Genomic DNA, 19,595 nt, shown 5'->3' with positions numbered 1-19,595 from the left:
CCTTGAAAAAAATGCCTATGGCGGTCATGTGCAAGAAATATGGCCGCCCGATCCGACGCCGCTGCATGCCATGCTGCCGGCCGAGGGTCCAGAACCCTCCTTCGAGCTCCTGCCGCGTCAGCTGATCGCATGTCCCTGCCGTCCCCTCCCCAAGTCGCCGTGATCGGCGGCGGCCCTGCCGGCCTGATCGCAGCGGAGGTCCTGGGGCAGTCGGGCGTCTCGGCGACGGTCTACGACCAGATGCCTTCGGTGGGCCGCAAATTCCTCATGGCCGGCCGGGGCGGCCTCAATCTGACCCACAGCGAGGATTTCGAGCGGTTCGCGGCGCGCTATGCCGAAGCGCAGCCCCATCTGCGGCCGCTGCTCGAGGCATTCGGTCCGGAGGATCTGCGGGACTGGTGCGAGGGCCTGGGGCAGGAAACCTTCGTGGGCTCGAGCGGACGGGTGTTTCCCAAGGCTTTCAAGGCCTCCCCCCTTCTGCGCGCCTGGCTCTCGCGCCTCGACGCGCTCGGCGTGCGTCTGGCCCTGCGCCACCGCTGGCAGGGATGGGACGAGGCGGGCCGCCTTGTCTTCACCGATCCGGCCGGCGAGATCCTTCGGGTGACCCCGGACGCGACGGTGCTGGCCCTTGGCGGCGCAAGCTGGCCGCGGCTGGGCTCGGACGGCGCCTGGACCTCTCCCCTGGAGGCGGCCGGTATCGCCGTGATGCCCCTGCGCCCGGCCAATATGGGCTTCACCCTTGCCTGGTCCGAGGTAATGCGCTCCCGCTTCGAGGGAGAGCCCCTGAAGCGAATCGCCCTGACGTTCGGGGACGTCACCATCCGCGGAGAGGCGGTCGTGACCGCCGAGGGGATCGAAGGCGGGGCGGTTTATGCCCTGTCTGCGAGGCTGCGCGACGCCATCGAGAAGCAAGGTCACGCCACCCTGATGGTCGATCTGCGACCCGATCTCCCTGCCGAGGCCCTGGCCGCGCGGCTCGGGGCTACGCGCAGGGGCCAGTCCGCCTCCACCTTCCTGCGCAAGGCCGCCGGTCTTTCGCCCGTCGGGGTCGCGCTGCTTCGGGAGGCGCGCCCTGCCCTGCCGGAAAGGGCGGAGGACCTGGCCCGCCTCATCAAGGCCGTGCCCTTGGCCTTGACCGGGACGAAGTCCCTGGAAAGAGCGATCTCCAGCGCGGGCGGCATCCCCTTCGGGGAGGTGGACGAGCACCTGATGCTGCGCAGGAAGCCCGGCGTGTTCGTGGCCGGCGAGATGCTGGACTGGGAGGCCCCCACCGGCGGCTACCTCCTGCAGGCGACCTTCGCCACGGGCATCGCGGCCGCGCGGGGGGCGCTCGCGCACCTCGAGATTCCCGATGCCGCATTGACGCGGAGTCCCTCCTCGGCCACACGGCAGCCGTGACCGACCCGCTCAAGATTCTCCACGACGTCTTCGGCTTCCCGTCCTTCCGCGAAGGGCAGGAAGAGATCGTGCGCGCCGTTCTGGACGGCGAGGACGTGCTGGCCGTCATGCCCACGGGTGCCGGCAAGTCCCTCTGCTACCAGCTGCCGACCCTCGTCCGGAACGGCCTGACCGTCGTGGTATCGCCCCTGATCGCCCTGATGCGCGACCAGGTGGAGGCCCTGCGCCATTTCGGAATCGAGGCCGGAAGCCTCAACTCCGCCAACGACCAGGCCGAGAACCGGCGCGTGGTCGATGCGATTCGCGACGGGCGTATGCGCCTGCTCTATGCCTCGCCCGAGCGCCTCGCCAATACGGGCGCCACCGAATGGCTGGCGCGGGCGGGGGTGAACCTCCTCGCCATCGACGAGGCCCACTGCGTGTCGCAATGGGGTCACGACTTCCGCCCCGAATACGCCCTGCTTGGCGAGGTCCGCCGGCGCCTCGGCGGGGTGCAGACCATCGCGCTCACGGCCACCGCCGACGTGGCGACGCGCGGCGACATCATGCACCGCCTCTTCGAGAGCGAGCCGCGCATCTTCATCCATGGCTTCGACCGGCCGAACCTGCGCCTCGCCATGCAGGCGAAGGAGCATTCGCGGCGCCAGCTCTTCTCCTTTCTCGACAAGCACCGGCACGAAAGCGGCATCGTCTATTGCTCGTCCCGGGACGCCACGGAGAAGCTGTCGGATTCGCTCAATCAGGCCGGCTACCGCGCCCTGCCCTATCATGCCGGCATGGCGCAGGCGGAACGGGCCAAGAACCAGGACATCTTCCTGCAGGAAGACGGGGTGGTGATGGTGGCGACCGTCGCCTTCGGCATGGGCATCGACAAGCCCGACGTGCGCTTCGTCGCCCACGCGGCCCTGCCGAAATCCATCGAGGCCTATTACCAGGAGATCGGCCGCGCCGGCCGTGACGGCGCACCGGCCGACACGCTCACCCTCTACGGCCTCGACGACATGCGCCTGCGCCGCCTGCAGATCGAGGACAGCGATGCCCCCGACGAGCAGAAGCGGGTCGAGCGCCAGAGGCTCAATGCCCTCGTGGCTCTGTGCGAGGCTCCCCGCTGCCGCCGCCAGACGCTGCTGGCCTATTTCGGGGAGACGACGGAGCCCTGCGGCAATTGCGATCTGTGCATCGACGGCGTCATGTCCTTCGACGGCACCATCGAGGCGCAGAAGCTCCTCTCCGCCATCGTGCGCACGGGCGAGCGCTTCGGCACCGAGCATCTCATCAGCATTCTCGTCGGCGAGGACACGGATTCGATCCGCCGCTTCGGGCACGACAAGCTGAAAACCTTCGGCGTCGGCAGCGACCGCTCGAAGACCGAGTGGCGCTCCCTGCTGCGGCAGATCTACGCCGCCGGCCTGGTGGGGCTGGAACTGGCGGAATACGGGCGCTGGACGATCACGGACAAGGGCGTGGCCGTGCTGAAGGGCCAGGAATCCATCGAGCTGCGCTCGGATGTCCTGATGAAGCCGAGCGAGCGCCGGCGCCGCCGCTCACGGATGGAAGCGCAATCCGTCGTGCCGACGGACGATCCGCTCCTGCTCGAACTCAAGGCGCTCCGCACGCGCCTTGCGAAGGAGGAGGGCGTGCCGGCCTATGTGATCTTTTCGGACCGCAGCCTGATCGACATGGCGGCCAAGCGCCCGACCTCCGTGCGCGCCTTCAGCGAGATCCACGGCGTCGGCCAGGCGAAGCTCGACCGCTATGCCGTGGCCTTTCTGGAGGTCATGAAGGAGCACGCCGCCTAAGCGGCCTGCTTCGCCTCGCTCGACGAGACCTCGACCCACTGCCTCGAATGGGCGCTGCGGGCGACGGCGTCCACGGTCCGCTCGATCCGGATGCCGTCCTCGAATTCGATCAGCGTCGCAGCCTCGCCCCTGATGCGGCCGATGAGCTGGCGGCATTCGATGATCTTCAGCTCGTTGAAGCCGAGGCCATGACCCGGAGCCGGGATGAACTTGTCGTAGGGCGGGTGGTGCGGCGCGGTGAGGATGGTGCGGAACCCCTGGGTCTGCTTCTCGCCGTCCGTGGTGTAGAGCTGCACCTCGTTCATGCGCTCCTGGTCGTAGACGACGGTGCCTTTCGATCCGAAGAGCTGCACGAAGATGCGGCCTTTCCGGCCCCAGGCCGAGCGGTTGAGCGCGATGAGGCCCGACGCGCCGTTCTCCAGCTCGATCAAGGTGGTTGCGATGTCGCAGGTCTCGACCGCGCGCCGGCCGCCGCCCTGCACGGGCCGGTCCGCATAGGGCTTCGCCATGTGGCCGCAGACGCGGCGGACGCCGCCGAACAGGGTCCAGATCAGGCTCAGCGCATGGACGCCGAAATCGTCGAGCGCCCCATGGCCGGAGGTCGCCTCGCTCTTCCAGGAGAAGAACTCCTCCGGATCCGCCATGAAGTCCTCGTCCATCTCGAGGCGGACATGGTTGACCTCGCCGATCCGCCCCTCGTCCAGCAGGCGCCGGATCAGGCGGATGATCGGGTTCTGGATATAGTTGTAGCCGAGAGCCGCGACCTTGCCGGAGGCGCGGGCGGCGGCGAGCATCCGCTCCGCATCCGCGAGCTTCGTCGCCATAGGCTTCTCGCACCAGATATGCTTGCCGGCCTCCAGCGCCGCGATGGCCATGTCCGGGTGGAAGGCGTTCGGTGTGGTGATGGACACCACATCGACGGCCGGATCGGACACGAGGGTGCGCCAGTCGCCGGTCGCACGGTCGAATCCGAGCTCACGCGCCTTTCTCTCGGCCAGATCCTGAGACGTTTCCGCCAGCACCGCGAGACGGGGCCGCCCCACGTCGCCGAAGACGGGCGCGACGGCGTTCCAGGCGAGTGCGTGGCACTTGCCCATGTAGCCGGTGCCGATGAGACCGATGCCGAGAGATGTCATGTGTTCGTGCTCCTAGACCATCCCGCCGAGATCGCTCGACAGCACCTGCAGCTCCTTGCCGCCCGCCATGAGGTTCTGCAGCTCGTCGATCTGGATTTCGGATTTGGCATAGGTGCCCAGCGTCTTGCCGCGGTTGAGCACGGTGAACCGGTCTCCGACCGCATAGGCATGGCGCACATTGTGCGTGATGAAGATGACGCCGAGGCCCTTCTGCCGGACCTGGTGGATGTATTTGAGCACCATGGAGGTCTGCGCCACGCCGAGCGCGGAGGTCGGCTCGTCCAGGATCAGCACCTTGGCGCCGAAATAGACCGCGCGGGCGATGGCGACGCATTGGCGCTCGCCGCCCGAGAGCGTGCCGACCGCCTGGTTGGGGTCGCGCACGTCGATGCCGATCTTGTGCATCTCCTCCTGCGTGACCTCGTTGCAATGGTCGAAATCCACGTACCGGAACGGCCACATGCCCTTCACGGGCTCGCGCCCTATGAAGAAGTTGCGCGTGACCGACATCAGCGGGATCATCGCGAGATCCTGGTAGACGGTCGCGATGCCCGCATCGAGCGCGTCGCGGGGGCTCGTGAAGGTCACGTGCCGTCCATCGACGAGGAACTCGCCGCTGGTCGGCTGGTGAACGCCGGCCAGGGTCTTGATGAGGGTGGACTTGCCGGCCCCGTTGTCGCCCAGGAGGCACATCACCTCGCCGCGATTGACCGTGAGCGATACGCCCGAAAGGGCGATCACGGAGCCGAAATGCTTCACGACGTTGCGGATGTCGATGAGAGGAGCATTCGTCGTCATGTCAGCGCTCTCCCGTCACTTTCCGGCGGATGAAGTTGTTGAACAGCACGGCGAGGAGCAGCATGGCGCCCAGGAATACCTGGAACCAGTCCGAGTCGAAGCGGGTATAGGTGAGGCCGATGGACACCATGCCGAAGATGATGGCGCCGAAGAAGGCGCCGATGGCCGAGCCGTAGCCGCCGGTGAGCAGGCAGCCGCCGATGACCGCGGCGATGATCGCCTCGAACTCCTTCTGGAATCCGCGCCGGGCATCGGTCGAGCCCGCATCGAGCACGGTCAGGATCGCCACCAGGGCAGCCGCGCAGGCCGTCAGCATGAAGAGCCCGGTCTTCACCCGGTCGACCGGCACGCCCGAGTTGCGGGCCGCGTTCGGATCGCCGCCCGCGGCGAAGATCCAGTTGCCGACCCGGGTGCGCAGCAGGATCCAGGTGGCCGCGGCGGCAAAGACCACGAACCAGATGATCGACACAGGAACGCCGGTGACCGTCGGCATTCCGTTGGGGAATTTCGCGATGAGATCCTGCGCCGCAAGCCAGGAGAACACGCCCTCGAAGGCGACGCCGGAAAAGATTTCCCGCACGTAGCTCTCGCCGGCCTCGGCACCGATGCCGCGCATCTGCGTCGAGCCGCCGGTCGCCCATTTGAGGCCCACGAGGGACAGCCCGCGCAGGATGAAGAGGAAGGCCAGGGTGACGATGAAGGACGGCAGTTTCGTCCGGATGACGATCTGCCCGTTCACGCCGCCGAGCAGCCCGGCCACGATCAGGGTCGCGGGGATCGCCAGCAGGAGCGGCCAATCCGTGATGATCACGAAGGATCCGAAGACGAGGCCGGCGAAAGCCACCATCGAACCGATGGAAAGATCGAACTCGCCGCCGATCATCAGCATCGCCGCGGCAATGGCCAGGATGCCGAGCTGGGCCGCGGGCGAGAGGATGTTCATCAGTCCCGCGAGGGTGAACATCGACGGATCGGCGGTCGACAGGAAGAAGATCGTCACGAGGACGAGACCGGCCAGCGCTCCCAGTTCGGGGCGACGCATGGCCTTCGTGACGAAGGACGCCTCCTTCAGGCGCTCGTCGCGAGCCGGTCTGGCTGAGACCCCGCCCACGGGCGAGGTCATGGGTGCGGTAGGCTGGCTGACATCCACCATAGGGGCCTCCCGAGCAGATTCAGAAAAAGAAGGGCCCGCGATCCCTGTGGTCGCGGGCCCGGACGAGGCTTAGCGGATGCCCTTGGCGGACAGCTCGATCACCTGATCGGCCTTTTCCTTCGTGATCAGGTTCGGACCGGACGGGACGTTGCCGCCCGGAATGAGGCCGTACTTCGCGTTGAGGGCCAGGAAGGCCACCGGCAGGTAACCCTGGAGATATTGCTGCTGGTCGATGGCGAAGGCTGCGTCGCCTGCCGAAACGGCCTTCAGGAAGTTGGGCGACAGGTCGAACGAAGCCACCTTCACGGAGCCTCCCTTGCCGGCTTCCTTGACGGCCGCCACGGTCGGCTCACCGGCGAGCGAGGCGCCGAGCGCCAGGATGGTGTCGACGGAGGTGTCGGACGCGAGCGCAGCCTTGACCTTGGCGCGAATGTCGGCGGGATCGTTGGAGACGGGGAGCACCGTCACCTTGCCGCCGAAGCCCTTCTTGAAGCCTTCGCAGCGCAGGTCGAGGGAGACGTTGCCGACCTCATGGTTGACGCAGAGGGCCGTCTTGCCGCCCATCTCCTTGAGCCTCTCGCCGGCGATGCGGCCCGCATCGGCCTCGTCCTGGCCCACATGGAGCTGCGCGCCGAGCTTCTTGGAAACGTCGGAGCCCGAGTTCATGGAGATCACGGGAATTCCGGCCGCGACCGCCTTCTGGATCGACGGGCCGAGAGCGGATGCATCCGGGATCGAGACGACGAGACCGGCGGGCCTCTGGTTGACGGCCGCGTCGATGAGCTGGCTCATGGCGACCATGTCGAAGGTTTCCGGCGCCCGGTAATCGACCTGCACCTTCATGTCCTCGCCGGCGGCGGACACGCCGTTCTTCACCACCGACCAGAACGGGTCGTTGGCCTGGCCGTGGCTGACCACGATGATGCGGGAATTCTGCTGGGCCGCGACCGGAGCCGCCGTGGCGAGGGTGAGAGCTGCCGCGGCAGCCAGACCTGTGACGAATGCCTTCATGTGTTTCCTCCCAAAAGGGTCTTCTCTCGAGCATCGCTCCCGGTGACCGGTCGCGACGAACGCTACGGCCTGGAAGCCGCGCGATGGAGTTCGGCAGAAGGGAAACAAATGATTCGAACCCGAATCACCCGTCTTTTTGGCGTCTCCTCTGCCGGCCCGGCTCGCCCAAAACGGAACGCCCGGACCTTTTGTTTATATCTTTAGAATTTTTATTCCATTTTTCCGGGATCGGTGTCAAGCTCCCATTCGCGCAGCGGTAGAGCACTTGGGGATCAGGACAGCCATGGGGGCGGATTCGGAATCGATCACGGACGCGACTCCTGAGGATTACGAAGGCCTGAGGACCCTTCTGCTCAGCCGCAGGGACACCATGCCCAAGCGGTTGAAGCAGCTTGCCGCCTTCGCCCTGTCGCATCCCGAGGAAGTGGCTTTCGGGACCGTGGCGGGCATCGCCGAACATGCGGGCGTGCAGCCCTCGACCCTGGTCCGCTTCGCCAAGAGCCTCGGCTATGACGGCTTTTCACATCTGCAGCAGATCTTCCGCGCCCGCCTGAGAGAGCGCTTTCCCGACTATCGCGAGCGCCTGCGCGTTCTGCGCGACAGCGAGGGCAGCCACGTCCAATCGGCCTCTCTTCTCGAAGGGTTTGCGGATGCGGCGGCCGTCTCGCTCGGCCGCATGCGCGAGTCGGTGCGCCCGGAGGAATTCTCCCGTGCCATCGAGACCCTGGCGAAGGCGGATACGATCTATCTGCTCGGCGCGCGTCGGGTCTTTCCCGTCGCCGCCTACTGCGCCTATGCCTTCGGCAAACTCGGCGTGCGTGCGATCCTGATCGACCATATCGCCCAACTCGGGCCGGAACAGCTGGGCACCGCCACGGAGCGGGATGCGGTGCTGGCGATCAGCTTCACCCCTTATTCGCCCGTGACGGCGGACCTCGCCGCGGCGGCGGCCCGGCGCGACATTCCGGTGGTCGCGATCACGGACTCGGCCTTCAGTCCGCTGGTCACGAGCGCGGATGTCTGGCTCGAGGTCGCGGAGGCGGATTTCGGCGCCTTCCGCTCCCTGTCCGCCTCTTTCGCCCTCGCGATGGCCCTCGCCGTCGGCACCGCGGAGCGGCGGGCGGAGATCTGACGCTCGATCACGCGCGCCAAAAGAAAGGGCCGGGACGAGCCCGGCCCTCGAACGCGGTTTGGGACGGTTCTCAGAGCTTCACGGGCCTGCCGCTCTGCGCCGACTCGGTTGCGGCATCCGCAAGGCGCTGTGCCATGAGCCCGTCATGGCCGGTCGGGTTGCAGGCCGTGCCGGCCTTCACCGCCGTCAGGAAGGCATCGAGCTCGGCCCGGTAGGCGTCGGCATAGCGCTCGAGGAAGAAGTCCTGGACCGGATCCACGGTGATGCCGGACGCATTCGCCACCTCCACGGTGGTGCGATGGATGTTGCCCGCACGGATCATGCCCTTCGAGCCGTGGACCTCGATGCGCTGGTCGTAGCCATAGGTGGCCCGGCGGGAGTTCGAGATCTGCACGATCCGCCCCTTGGCGGTCTTGAGGGTGACGGCGGCCGTGTCCACGTCGCCCGCCTCGCCGATGGCCGGATCGACGAGGGACGAGCCCACCGCGTGCACCTCCACCGGCTCGTCCCCGAGAAGGAGAAAGCGGGCCATGTCGAGGTCGTGAATCATCATGTCCCGGAACAGGCCGCCCGAGGTGGCGATGTAGCTCACCGGCGGGGGACCCGGATCGCGGGACAGGATCGTCACGATCTCGACCTCGCCCACCTCGCCGTCGGCGAGACGCCGGCGCAGGCTGGCGAAGTTCGGGTCGAAGCGCCGGTTGAAGCCGATCATCAGCGGCGTTCCCGCTTTCTCGACCGTGCTCAGGCAGGTCTCGATGCGGGCGCTGGAGAGATCGACCGGCTTTTCGCAGAACACCGCCTTGCCGGCGCGGGCGCCGCGCTCGATGAGATCGGCATGGGTCGTGGTGGGCGTGCACACGAGAATGGCGTCCACATCGGAGCGCTCGACGATCTCGTCCAGGGAGGCGACCTCCGCTCCCGTGGCGGCCGCAAGCTCCTGCGCGGAGGGGGCGTGCGGATCGGCGACCGCGACGAGGCGGGCGTCCACGTGGTTGGCGGCGTTGCGCCCATGAATGCGGCCGATGCGGCCGGCGCCCAAAACGGCGATCCTGATCATAGTCCCCCCGGTGTCTTTTGCCGGCTCACAGGCAAAATTGGAATTGATGTTCCAGCTCAAACTGCTAATAGAATAAACGTTCCATAGCTGCAAGAGCCGTGAAAAAGGCTTGAACCGGACGACGAAACCGGTTCGGGAAGCGGGAGGGATAGCATGAAGCCGACCCTGGATGTCATCACCATCGGCCGCTCCTCGGTCGACCTCTACGGCCAGCAGGTCGGCGGACGCCTGGAGGACATGGCCTCCTTCTCGAAGGCCGTGGGCGGCTGCCCCGCCAACATCGCCATCGGCACCGCCCGGCTCGGGCTCAAGTCCGGCCTCGTGACCCGCGTCGGCGACGAGGCCATGGGCCGCTTCGTCCGCGAGCAGATGGAGCGCGAGGGCGTCGCGACCGACGGGATCGTCACCGACAGGCAGCGCCTGACGGCCCTCGTGATCCTGGGCGTGCGCGACGAGGATTCGTTCCCGCTCATCTTCTATCGCGACAACTGCGCCGATATGGCCCTGTCCGAGGACGACATCGACGAGGGCTTCATCGCGTCCGCCGCCGCCATCGTCGTCACCGGCACCCATTTCTCCCGCGAGACCACCGCCGCCGCGCAGAAGAAGGCGATCCGCATCGCCAAGGCGAACGGCCGGAAGGTGGTGTTCGACGTGGATTACCGCCCGAACCTCTGGGGCCTGCTCGGCCACGGCGCCGGCGAGTCGCGCTATGTGCGCTCAGACGCCGTGACCGAACACCTCAAGCCTATCCTGGGCGATTGCGATCTCATCGTGGGCACGGAAGAAGAGCTGCATATCGCCGGCGGCTCCGAGGACACTCTGGCGGCCATTCGCGCCATCCGCGCGGCCTCGAAAGCCACCATCGTGTGCAAGCGTGGTCCCATGGGCTGCGTCGTGTTTCCGGGCGAGATCCCCTCCTCCCTCGACGAGGGCGTGAAGGGCCCCGGCTTCCCGGTCGAGGTCTACAACGTTCTCGGCGCCGGCGACGCCTTCCTCTCCGGCTTCCTGCGCGGCTGGCTCAGGGGCGAAGCCCTGGAGACCTGCTGCGCCTATGCCAATGCGAGCGGCGCCTTCGCGGTCTCGCGCCTCCTGTGTTCACCCGAGATCCCCACCTTCCCGGAGCTGCAGTACTTCCTGAAGAACGGCAGCCGCCACAAGGCGCTGCGCTTCGACGAGGGCATCAACCATATCCACTGGGCCACCACGCGCCGCCCCGGCTCCGAGACCCTGATGGCGCTCGCCATCGACCATCGCATCCAGCTGGAGGCGATGGCGAAGGAACTGGGCGCCCCCATCGACCGCATACCGGACTTCAAGGTGCTGGCCGTCCAGGCGGCTGCACGGGTGGCGAACGGCCGCCCCGGCTTCGGCATGCTGATCGACGGGACCTATGGCCGCGAGGCTTTGTTCCGGGCAGCCGACCATCCCTTCTGGATCGGCCGTCCCGTGGAACTGCCCGGTTCGCGCCCGCTCGATTTCGAGAACGGCGGCAGCCTCGGGGCGCAGCTCATCGAATGGCCGGTGGGTCACACCATCAAGTGCCTGTGCTTCTATCATCCGGACGATCCGCCTGAAATGAAGGAGCGCCAGGAACGCGAGCTTCTTCGCCTCTACGACGCCGCCCGCCGCGTCGGACGCGAGCTGCTGGTCGAGATCATCGCCGGCAAGAACGGCCCCCTGACCTCCGACACCATCCCCCGCGTGCTGCAGCGCCTCTACGACCTCGGCATCAAGCCCGATTGGTGGAAGCTCGAGCCGCAGCGGGATGCCGCCGCCTGGGGCGCCATCGGCAAAGCAATTTCCGCAAACGATCCCTATTGCCGGGGCATCGTCCTGCTCGGCCTCGAAGCGCCGGAGGACGAGCTTGAGGCCGCCTTCGCGGCCGCCGCGAGCGAGCCGCAGGTCAAGGGTTTCGCCGTCGGCCGCACGATCTTCAACGATGCCGCGCGGCGCTGGCTCAAGGGCGAGATTTCCGACGAGGCGGCGATCGGCGACATGGCGGCCCGCTTCCAGCGTCTCGTCGACGCTTGGCAAAGCGCCTCCGGACGTGCAAAGGCTGCTTGATCCACGAGCGAGGCCGCCATGTCCTTCACCGAGGAAGACATCAAAGCAGCCGGAGGCGCCATCGCGCTCTCGGAGGACCAGCTCGACGGTCTGCTGGCGGTGCTGCGGGCGCGGAAGACCTCGGCCGCGGCGGCTCCGGCCGGGCCGAAACCGGAGCGCGTCCGCTTCGATCTCGTGCACCTTCTCTGGTATGCGGGCACCCTCATCGTGATGAGCGCGATGGGCCTGTTCTCGACCCTGGCCTTCGAAGCGCTGGGCGGCATGGCGCTTGCCATCACGGCTGCAGTCTACGGGGCCCTTTTCGTGCTCGCGGGACGCCGCCTCTGGAACCGCGGCTCCCTCCGAACGCCCGGTGGCCTGATGATCGCGATTGCCGTCACGATGGTGCCGCTGGCCATCTACGGCATCCAGGAGGAGTTCGGCTGGTGGGGCGACGGCGGCGACCCCGGACGCTACCGGGACTTCTTCGCCTGGGTGAAGAGCAGCTGGCTGTTGATGGAGATCGCGACCGTCGCGGTCGGCCTGATCGCCCTTCGCTTCTATCCCTTCCCGTTCATCGTCGCCGTCGTGTCGCTCGCGCTCTGGTTCATGTCCATGGACCTGACGCCCTGGCTCCTGCACGGGCGGGAGATGAGCTGGTCCGAGAACTGGGCCGTGCGACGCGCGGTCTCGATGGTGTTCGGCCTGGTCATGATCGGGGTCGCGTGGTTCGTGGACATCCGGCGGGATAAGGATCTGGACGTCGCCTTCTGGCTGTACCTCGCGGGCCTCATGGCCTTCTGGGGCGCACTGACGCTCTCGCACAGCGACAGCGCGCTCGCCAAAGCCTTCTACTGCCTCATCAACGTGGCGCTCGTCCTGCTCTCGGTCTTCCTGGTGCGCCGGGCCTTCGCCCTGTTCGGCGCGATCGGAATCGCCATCTACCTGGGCGACCTGGCGATCAGGGTCTTCGACGATTCCTTCCTGTTCCCCTTCGTCCTGTCCTTCATCGGCATAGGCATCATCGCAGCAGGCCTCGTCCTCCACCGCCACCGCGCCGCGCTGTCGGAGTGGATGCTGGACTGCCTGCCGGAACCTCTCAAAAAGCTGCGTCCGCCCCATGCCGACGCCGCCCTTCGAATGGAGCACGCATGAGCACGATCCGTCTCACCATGGCCCAGGCGATCGCCCGTTTCCTCGCGGCGCAGAAAACCGAGATCGACGGGGAGATCCTGCCGCTTTTCGCCGGTGTCTGGGCCATCTTCGGTCACGGCAACGTGGCGGGCATGGGCGAGGCGCTGCACGGCGTGCGCGACCGCCTGCCGACCTACCGCGCCCATAACGAGCAGGGCATGGCCCATGCGGCCATCGCTTTCGCCAAGGCCTCGCGACGCCGGCGCATGATGGCCTGCACCACCTCCATCGGCCCCGGCGCGACCAACATGGTGACGGCGGCGGCCGTCGCCCATGTGAACCGCCTTCCCGTCCTGCTGCTGCCCGGCGACGTCTTCGCCAACCGCCGCCCCGATCCCGTGCTGCAGCAGATCGAGAGCTTTTCCGACGGCACGGTCTCCGCCAATGACTGCTTCAGGCCCGTCTCGCGCTATTTCGACCGCATCGCACGGCCGGAGCAGATCATCCCGGCGCTCCAGCGTGCCATGACGGTGCTGACCGACCCCGCCGAATGCGGTCCGGTGACCCTCGCGCTGTGCCAGGATACCCAGGCCGAGGCCTACGACTATCCGGAGAGCTTCTTCGCGGAAAAGGTCTGGACGCCGCGACGCATCCGCCCCGACAGGAGCGAACTGGAGACGGCCGCCGCCCTCATCCGCAAGGCCAAGAAGCCCTTCATCGTCGCCGGCGGCGGCGTGCTCTATTCCGGCGCCGAGGCGGCGCTCGCCGACTTCGCCGAAAAGCACGGCCTCTTCGTCGGCGAGACGCAGGCCGGCAAGTCGAGCCTGCACCACGACCATCCGGCGAATCTCGGCTCCGTCGGCGTCACCGGCACAGGGGCAGCCAATGCCCTTGCCGAAGAGGCCGACGTGGTGATTGCGGTCGGCACGCGCCTGCAGGATTTCACCACCGGATCCTGGGCCCTGTTCAAGGATCCGAACCGCCGCATCGTCGGCCTAAACGTGCAGGCGTTCGATGCAACGAAGCACAATGCGCAGCCGCTGGTGGCGGACGCCCGCGTCGGGCTCGAAGAACTGAGCGAGGCCCTTGCGGGCTGGAAGGCGCCTGAAGCCTGGACCGCCAAGGGAAGCAGCGAAAAGACCCGCTGGTTCGAGGCCGCCGCGCGCTACACGGACCCGACCAATGCGGAACTGCCCTCCGACGCGCAGGTGATCGGCGCGGTGCAGCGCACCTCCTCGCCGACCGATGTGGTGGTCTGTGCGGCTGGTGGGTTGCCGGGCGAGCTGCACAAGCACTGGAAGGCCGGCGCCGCGCTCGGCTACCACATGGAATACGGCTATTCCTGCATGGGTTACGAGATCGCCGGCGGCGTCGGCGTGAAGATGGCCTGCCCGGACCGCGAGGTCATCGTGATGGTCGGCGACGGCTCCTATCTCATGATGAATTCCGAGCTCGCCACGTCGGTGATGCTCGGCCAGAAGCTGACGGTCGTCCTGCTCGACAATCGCGGCTATGGCTGCATCAACCGCCTGCAGCGGGCCACGGGCGGAGAGAGCTTCAACAACCTCCTGCAGCACACCAATCACGTGACCCTGCCGGAGATCGACTTCGCCGCCCATGCGGCGAGCCTCGGCGCACAGGCGATCAAGGTGAACGGCATCGGCGAGCTCGAGGATGCGCTGAAGAAGGCCCGTGGTGCCGACCGCAGCACCGTCATCGTCATCGACACGGATCCCCTGGCCTCGACGGATGCCGGCGGACACTGGTGGGACGTGGCCGTGCCGGAGGTCTCCGTGCGGGCCGAGGTGAACGCAGCCCGCAAGGAATATGAGAACGCCCTCGCCACGCAGCGCGTCGGCGACTGACAACGAAAGAGAGACAAGAACATGACGATCCGCATCGGGGCGAATCCCATCGGCTGGTCCAACGACGACATGCAGGAACTGGGCGGCGAGACGCCGCTCGAGGTCTGCCTTGCCGAGGCGAAGCAGGTCGGCTTCGAGGGCATGGAACTGGGCAACAAGTTCCCGCGCGAGCCCGAGGCCCTGAAGAGGGCTCTGGCTCCCTTCGGCCTTGCCTGCATCTCGGGCTGGTATTCGGCGGAGCTCTTGAAGCGCGACGCCGATGAGGAGATGAAGGCGCTTCGCCCGCATCTCGACCTGCTCAAGGCCATGGGATCGAACGTCCTGGTCTTCGCCGAGACATCCAATGCCATTCACGGCGACCGCTCCAAACCGCTCTCGCAGCGCCCGGTCATGAAGGACGGCGATTGGGCGGAGTATGGCCGGCGCGTCACGCAGGTGGCCGAGCAGACCCTTAAGGAAGGCGTGCGCCTGGTCTACCACCACCACATGGGTACGATCGTGGAATCGGAGGCCGATATCGACGCCTTCATGAACTCGACCGGCGAGGCGGCGCATCTCCTGCTCGATACGGGGCACGCCACCTGGGGCGGCGCGAACCCGGCCGAACTCGCCCGCCGCTACCGCAACCGCATCAGCCACGTCCACACCAAGGATGTGCGCAAGGACGTGATGGAGAAGTCGAAGGCGGGCAACTGGAGCTTCCTCGATTCCGTCATCGAAGGCGTCTACACGGTGCCGGGCGACGGCATGGTGGATTTCGTCTCCGTCTTCAAGGAGCTGCCCGGCTACAGCGGCTGGGTGGTGATCGAGGCCGAGCAGGATCCGAAGAAGGCTCATCCGCTCACCTATGCCAAGATGGGCTACGCCAACCTCACCCGCTTCCTGAAGGAAGCAGGATTGCGATAGGAGCAGCGCCGATGTCGAAACTCCTCGTCAAACCGAATAAGCCCGATGCGAACGGCCGCATTCACGCCATCACACCGGCATCGGCGGGATGGACCTATGTCGGCTTCGAGGTCTACCGGCTCCAACAGGGCCAGAGCCTCCGCCAGGCGACGGAGGACCGGGAGGCCTGCATCGTCATGCTGTCCGGCAAGGCGCACGTCTCTGCGGGGACCGAGGATTTCGGCGTGATCGGCGGGCGCTCGTCGCCCTTCGAGCCCGATCCCTGGTCGCTCTACGCTCCGGCGCGCTCAGAGTGGTCGCTCCAGGCGGAGACGGACTGCGAGATCGCCGTCTGCACGGCGCCCGGCGAGGGGAAGCTGCCGGCCCGCGTCATCCGTCCGGATCAGGTGGGGCAGGAGACGCGCGGCAAGGGCACGAACACGCGCCACGTGCGCAACATCCTGCCCGAGACTGAAGCAGCCGAGAGCCTGCTCGTGGTCGAGGTCATCACGCCTTCCGGGCACTGGTCGAGCTATCCGCCGCACAAGCACGACCGGGATGCGCTGCCCAACGAGTCGCTCCTCGAGGAAACCTACTATCACCGCCTCAACCCGCCTTCGGGCTTCGCCCTGCAGCGGGTCTATACGGACGACCGCTCCCTCGACGAAACGCTGGCGGCGAGCGACGGCGACGTGGTGCTTGTGCCCAAGGGCTACCACCCGGTCGGCGCTCCGCATGGCTACGAACTCTACTACCTCAACGTGATGGCGGGCCCGAAGCGGATCTGGAAGTTCCACAACGATCCGGCCCACGAGTGGATGGTGGCGTAAGGCCGGACCCGAACGTCGAAATCCCCTCGCTTCGTATAGTCCCTGTTCACGGATGGGACCGCGTGAAGCACGGTGCATATCTGGTCGGACCAGGACAATTTCCTTAAAGGAAATATTGTTCTGGTCCGACGTGTTTGAGAAGCGCTGTTCGCTTTTCCGGCATTCTGCCGGAACGGCAATTTCGCAGAACTTCCCAGAAACAGCCCGGACCACAAGAAGGAACCAGCCCGAGAACGGGCATGGGAATGAGCCAACGCGCTCGTTGAATGTGGTGGGCAGACATGACGACTTCGACACAAGGCGGTGCTTCCGCAAGTGTCGTGCGGCCTTCGGGCTATGGCACGGCATCCGCGCTGATCTGGGGCTATAAGTGGGGCAGCGACTCCATGGGAACGCCGGTCACGGTGACATGGAGCGTTCCGAAGACATCCTCCACATTCGCATCGATGAGCCTCTACGGCGGCAAATCGGAGACCGGCTCCTGGCACGCCTTCACGTCCGCCGAGGCCTCGGCCGCAAGCCGCGCGATAAAGGCATGGGACAAGGTGGCGGGGATCAAACTGACGAAGGTTGCCGACAGTTCGTCCAGTGCCGGCGACATCCGCTTCGCCCTCACGACCGCGAAGGATTCCCCTGGAAGCATGGGGCATGCCTATAGTCCGGGCACCTATGACTCGGCGGGCGATGTCTGGATGCAGCATCAGAACTGGCACACCGACCGCACCGCCGCCATCAAGCCGGGCTCCTACGATTACCTGATGCTGCTTCATGAGATCGGCCATGCGCTGGGCCTGAAGCACCCGTTCGAGAAGACGTCCCTCGAGGGCAGTTCCAAACTGTCTGCGAGCAAGGACAGCTACTTCCAAACCGTGATGAGCTACTCGGCCAAGCCCGGATTTTCAGGTCATGCGGATTTCTATCCGACGACGCCGATGTATCTCGACATTCTCGCCCTGCAGGCCCTGTACGGACAGGACACGAGAACCAACGCAGGCAACACCGTCTACCGCTTCTCCAGTTCGAAGAAATACTGGCAGACCGTTTACGATGCCGGAGGGCGGGACACGATCGTCTCGACGGGGGCGGCGGATTCCACGATCGATCTGCGCCCCGGGAAGTTCAGCACGCTCGGAGCCCCGATCACCTTCTCGAACGGATCCTCCACCCGCAAAGCCGTGAGTATCGGCCCCAACACCACCATCGAAACCGCCATCGGCGGCTCCGGCGACGATAGAATTGTCGGCAACGGCGCCGCCAACACCCTTCGCGGCGAGGGGGGCAACGACGTGCTCTACGGTGGGCTCGGAAGCGACCTTCTCGCGGGAGGTGCGGGACGCGACATCTTCGTGTTCAACACGAGGATCGAAGGCGACATCGACCGCATTGTAGACTTCATTGCGCGCGACGACACCATCAAGCTGGAGAATGCCGTCTTCCGCGGATTGGCGCCGGGTGCCCTGTCCGCCAGTGCCTTCCGAATCGGGTCGAGGGCACACGATGCGAACGACCGCCTCGTTTACGACGAGGCGACGGGCTCTCTCTTCTACGATCCGGATGGAACGGGAGCGGCTCCTCAGATCGAGTTCGCCCGCATCGGCAAGAACCTTCCGATGACGGCAGCCGACTTCCTGGTCATGTGACCAGGGCGACAAAGCTGTGCCCCCCACCCGCTACTTGGGAGGCAGCACCAGGGCGAGGTCGGCATCGCCGAGAATGCGGTACTGTCCCGGCGCGAGGTCGTCGGGCAGCGCCAGATCTCCCACGCGGTCCCGATGCAGCGCCGTGACATGGTTGCCGACGGACGCGAACATACGCCTGACCTGATGGTAACGTCCCTCGGTGAGGATCACATAGGCGCTGGTGCTGGAGAGCACCTCCATCTGCACGGGCAGGAGCGGCTTGTCCTCCCCTTCCAGGAGCAGGGTGCCGGATGCGAACACGGCCCCCTCGTCGCCGCGCAAGGGCCGGTCGAGGGTCACGTGGTATCGCTTCTGCACATGTGCGCGCGGCGAGATGATCCGATGGAGCAATCCGCCGTCATCGGTCAAAAGCAACAGTCCGGACGTCTCCTTGTCGAGACGCCCGACCGTCGAGAGAGCGGGATCGCGCCGGCGCCAGCGGTCGGGCAGGAGGCTGTAGACGAGGGGACCGGCCTCCTTGTGGGAGCAGGTCACGCCGAGGGGCTTGTGCAGCATCAGCGTCAGCCCCGGCGGCGGATCGAGCGGCTTTCCTTTGATGCGCATCCTGCCGGAGAGATCGGGTGTGACGGCGATGCGCTGCTCGGCATCCTCGATGATCTCGCCGTCCAGCACCACCAGGCCCGCGCGGGCCATCTGCTGGACCTCGCGGCGCGATCCGTAGCCCATATTGGCCAGGAGCCGGTCGAGGCGCAGCATCGGACCACCTTTACTCATTTCTGGGCCTCGTAAAGCTTGTATCCGCCTGCTTCCGCCTTCAGGTCCACCCGCCTGAACAGCGATGTGAGGACGGCCTCGTAGGGAAGATGGCGGTTGGCGATCAGCCAGCAAATGCCGCCCGGGCGCAAGGCTTCCGCCGCCCGCCGGATGAAGCTCTGTCCCAGGCTGCGATCCTCCTCGCCGCCGTCGTGAAAGGGCGGGTTCATGACAACGAAATCGAGCCTGCCGAGCTGATTGCCCAAGGCTCTCACGTCGGCCCAGAGCACGCTCGCACGCGGGTCCTCGATGTTGCGCTTCGTGGCCTCCACGGCCCGCCGGTCGATGTCGACCAGGGCTAGGTGCTCGACCTTGGGCGAGGTGAGCACGGTCCGCGCCAAGTAGCCGATGCCGCAGCCCAGATCCGCGCCCCGTCCGGCGAGAGGAGGGAGATTCCGTTCGAGAAGGGCGCTGCCGGGATCGATCCGGTTCCAGCTGAAGACACCCGGCTGCGACCAGAGCCCGAACTCCTCCATGAGGCGCGGGCTGCCTTCGGCAAGGGCCTCGTCCATGCCCGTCAGGACCGACGGGCGCTCGCAGGTGCAGATCCGGTAATGCCGCCGCGCGGTTTCGTCGACGGCGCAGCCGAAGCCCGCGAGTTCCTTTCGCAGCCGCGATCCGCCCTTGTCCTTCGGTGCAAGAACGGTCAGGGACGCGCCGGGCGCCAGGGTCTTCAGGGCAAGCGCGATGGTGTAGCGGCGCTCGATGGTGCCGGGAGGTGCCAGAACGATCAACTCCGCCAGCGATGCCTCGCCCTGCTGTTCGAGGCTTTCCGCGCCGGGAACGAGAGGGGAGAACTGAATGGCTCCCTCAGGCACCGCGACAAGTTCCGCCGGCGGGGTGCCATAGACACCGTCAGGTTTTGCGTCGTGCACGTCCGATTGTTCCACGTTGG

At 66.5% G+C, this 19,595-nt stretch carries 16 protein-coding genes; 9 read left to right on the top strand and 7 right to left on the bottom strand.

Annotated features, from left to right (window positions below; translation table 11 throughout):
• Positions 1-129: 129 nt before the first annotated feature.
• Together ACFOYU_RS26670 and recQ are read left to right on the top strand one after the other, a co-directional pair.
• Positions 130-1,398 (top strand): NAD(P)/FAD-dependent oxidoreductase, encoded by a 1,269-nt coding sequence (locus tag ACFOYU_RS26670; protein WP_377035868.1) that lies wholly within the window; start codon positions 130-132, stop codon positions 1,396-1,398.
• Complete coding sequence (recQ, locus tag ACFOYU_RS26665; protein WP_377035867.1) at positions 1,395-3,197, top strand: DNA helicase RecQ; 1,803 nt, start codon at positions 1,395-1,397, stop codon at positions 3,195-3,197. Before ACFOYU_RS26670 ends, recQ begins: the two co-directional genes overlap by 4 nt.
• Here the strand turns inward: recQ and ACFOYU_RS26660 are convergent.
• The 4 genes from ACFOYU_RS26660 to ACFOYU_RS26645 form a co-directional block, all read right to left on the bottom strand.
• Positions 3,194-4,333 (bottom strand): Gfo/Idh/MocA family protein, encoded by a 1,140-nt coding sequence (locus ACFOYU_RS26660; RefSeq protein WP_377035866.1) that lies wholly within the window; start codon positions 4,331-4,333, stop codon positions 3,194-3,196. The genes recQ and ACFOYU_RS26660 overlap by 4 nt on opposite strands.
• Before the next feature lie 12 nt (positions 4,334-4,345).
• Positions 4,346-5,131, bottom strand: coding sequence for an ATP-binding cassette domain-containing protein (locus ACFOYU_RS26655; RefSeq protein WP_377035865.1), 786 nt, complete (start codon positions 5,129-5,131; stop codon positions 4,346-4,348).
• A gap of 1 nt (position 5,132) precedes the next feature.
• Positions 5,133-6,254, bottom strand: coding sequence for an ABC transporter permease (locus tag ACFOYU_RS26650; protein WP_226739251.1), 1,122 nt, complete (start codon positions 6,252-6,254; stop codon positions 5,133-5,135).
• A gap of 99 nt (positions 6,255-6,353) precedes the next feature.
• Positions 6,354-7,295, bottom strand: coding sequence for a sugar ABC transporter substrate-binding protein (locus ACFOYU_RS26645; protein WP_226738924.1), 942 nt, complete (start codon positions 7,293-7,295; stop codon positions 6,354-6,356).
• 283 nt (positions 7,296-7,578) lie between these two features.
• Between ACFOYU_RS26645 and ACFOYU_RS26640 the strand changes: the two genes are divergently transcribed.
• Positions 7,579-8,427: a MurR/RpiR family transcriptional regulator gene (locus ACFOYU_RS26640; protein WP_226738922.1), complete on the top strand. Its 849-nt coding sequence runs from the start codon at positions 7,579-7,581 to the stop codon at positions 8,425-8,427.
• 70 nt (positions 8,428-8,497) lie between these two features.
• Here ACFOYU_RS26640 and iolG read toward each other — a convergent pair whose 3' ends face one another.
• Positions 8,498-9,487: an inositol 2-dehydrogenase gene (iolG, locus tag ACFOYU_RS26635; protein WP_226738920.1), complete on the bottom strand. Its 990-nt coding sequence runs from the start codon at positions 9,485-9,487 to the stop codon at positions 8,498-8,500.
• 153 nt (positions 9,488-9,640) lie between these two features.
• On the opposite strand from iolG, the gene iolC reads away from it, so the two are divergent.
• From iolC to ACFOYU_RS26605, 6 genes are all read left to right on the top strand, one after another.
• Positions 9,641-11,554, top strand: coding sequence for a 5-dehydro-2-deoxygluconokinase (gene iolC, locus ACFOYU_RS26630; RefSeq protein ID WP_377035864.1), 1,914 nt, complete (start codon positions 9,641-9,643; stop codon positions 11,552-11,554).
• 18 nt (positions 11,555-11,572) lie between these two features.
• Positions 11,573-12,688, top strand: coding sequence for a hypothetical protein (locus tag ACFOYU_RS26625; RefSeq protein ID WP_377035863.1), 1,116 nt, complete (start codon positions 11,573-11,575; stop codon positions 12,686-12,688).
• Positions 12,685-14,532 carry a 3D-(3,5/4)-trihydroxycyclohexane-1,2-dione acylhydrolase (decyclizing) gene (gene iolD / locus ACFOYU_RS26620; RefSeq protein WP_377035862.1) on the top strand — a complete coding sequence of 616 codons (1,848 nt, stop codon included), beginning with the start codon at positions 12,685-12,687 and terminating at the stop codon, positions 14,530-14,532. The genes ACFOYU_RS26625 and iolD overlap by 4 nt, the downstream gene beginning before the upstream one ends.
• A gap of 21 nt (positions 14,533-14,553) precedes the next feature.
• The gene (iolE, locus tag ACFOYU_RS26615; RefSeq protein ID WP_377035861.1) at positions 14,554-15,438 is read left to right on the top strand and encodes a myo-inosose-2 dehydratase; all 885 of its coding nucleotides are present in this window, start codon (positions 14,554-14,556) and stop codon (positions 15,436-15,438) included.
• An 11-nt stretch (positions 15,439-15,449) separates the two neighbouring features.
• Positions 15,450-16,247: a 5-deoxy-glucuronate isomerase gene (gene iolB, locus ACFOYU_RS26610; RefSeq protein ID WP_377035860.1), complete on the top strand. Its 798-nt coding sequence runs from the start codon at positions 15,450-15,452 to the stop codon at positions 16,245-16,247.
• 281 nt (positions 16,248-16,528) lie between these two features.
• Positions 16,529-17,887 carry a M10 family metallopeptidase gene (locus ACFOYU_RS26605; RefSeq protein ID WP_377035859.1) on the top strand — a complete coding sequence of 453 codons (1,359 nt, stop codon included), beginning with the start codon at positions 16,529-16,531 and terminating at the stop codon, positions 17,885-17,887.
• A gap of 30 nt (positions 17,888-17,917) precedes the next feature.
• Here ACFOYU_RS26605 and ACFOYU_RS26600 read toward each other — a convergent pair whose 3' ends face one another.
• Complete coding sequence (locus tag ACFOYU_RS26600) at positions 17,918-18,661, bottom strand: pseudouridine synthase (protein WP_377035858.1); 744 nt, start codon at positions 18,659-18,661, stop codon at positions 17,918-17,920.
• A complete protein-coding gene (locus tag ACFOYU_RS26595; RefSeq protein ID WP_377035857.1) occupies positions 18,658-19,590 on the bottom strand; it encodes a class I SAM-dependent methyltransferase in 933 nt (310 codons plus the stop codon). Before ACFOYU_RS26595 ends, ACFOYU_RS26600 begins: the two co-directional genes overlap by 4 nt.
• Between the last annotated feature and the right edge of the window lie 5 nt (positions 19,591-19,595).

This window comes from Microvirga sp. GCM10011540 (assembly GCF_042650665.1).
Taxonomy (GTDB): Bacteria; Pseudomonadota; Alphaproteobacteria; order Rhizobiales; family Beijerinckiaceae; genus Microvirga; species Microvirga lenta.
This window is presented reverse-complemented; position numbering and strand designations above follow the sequence as displayed.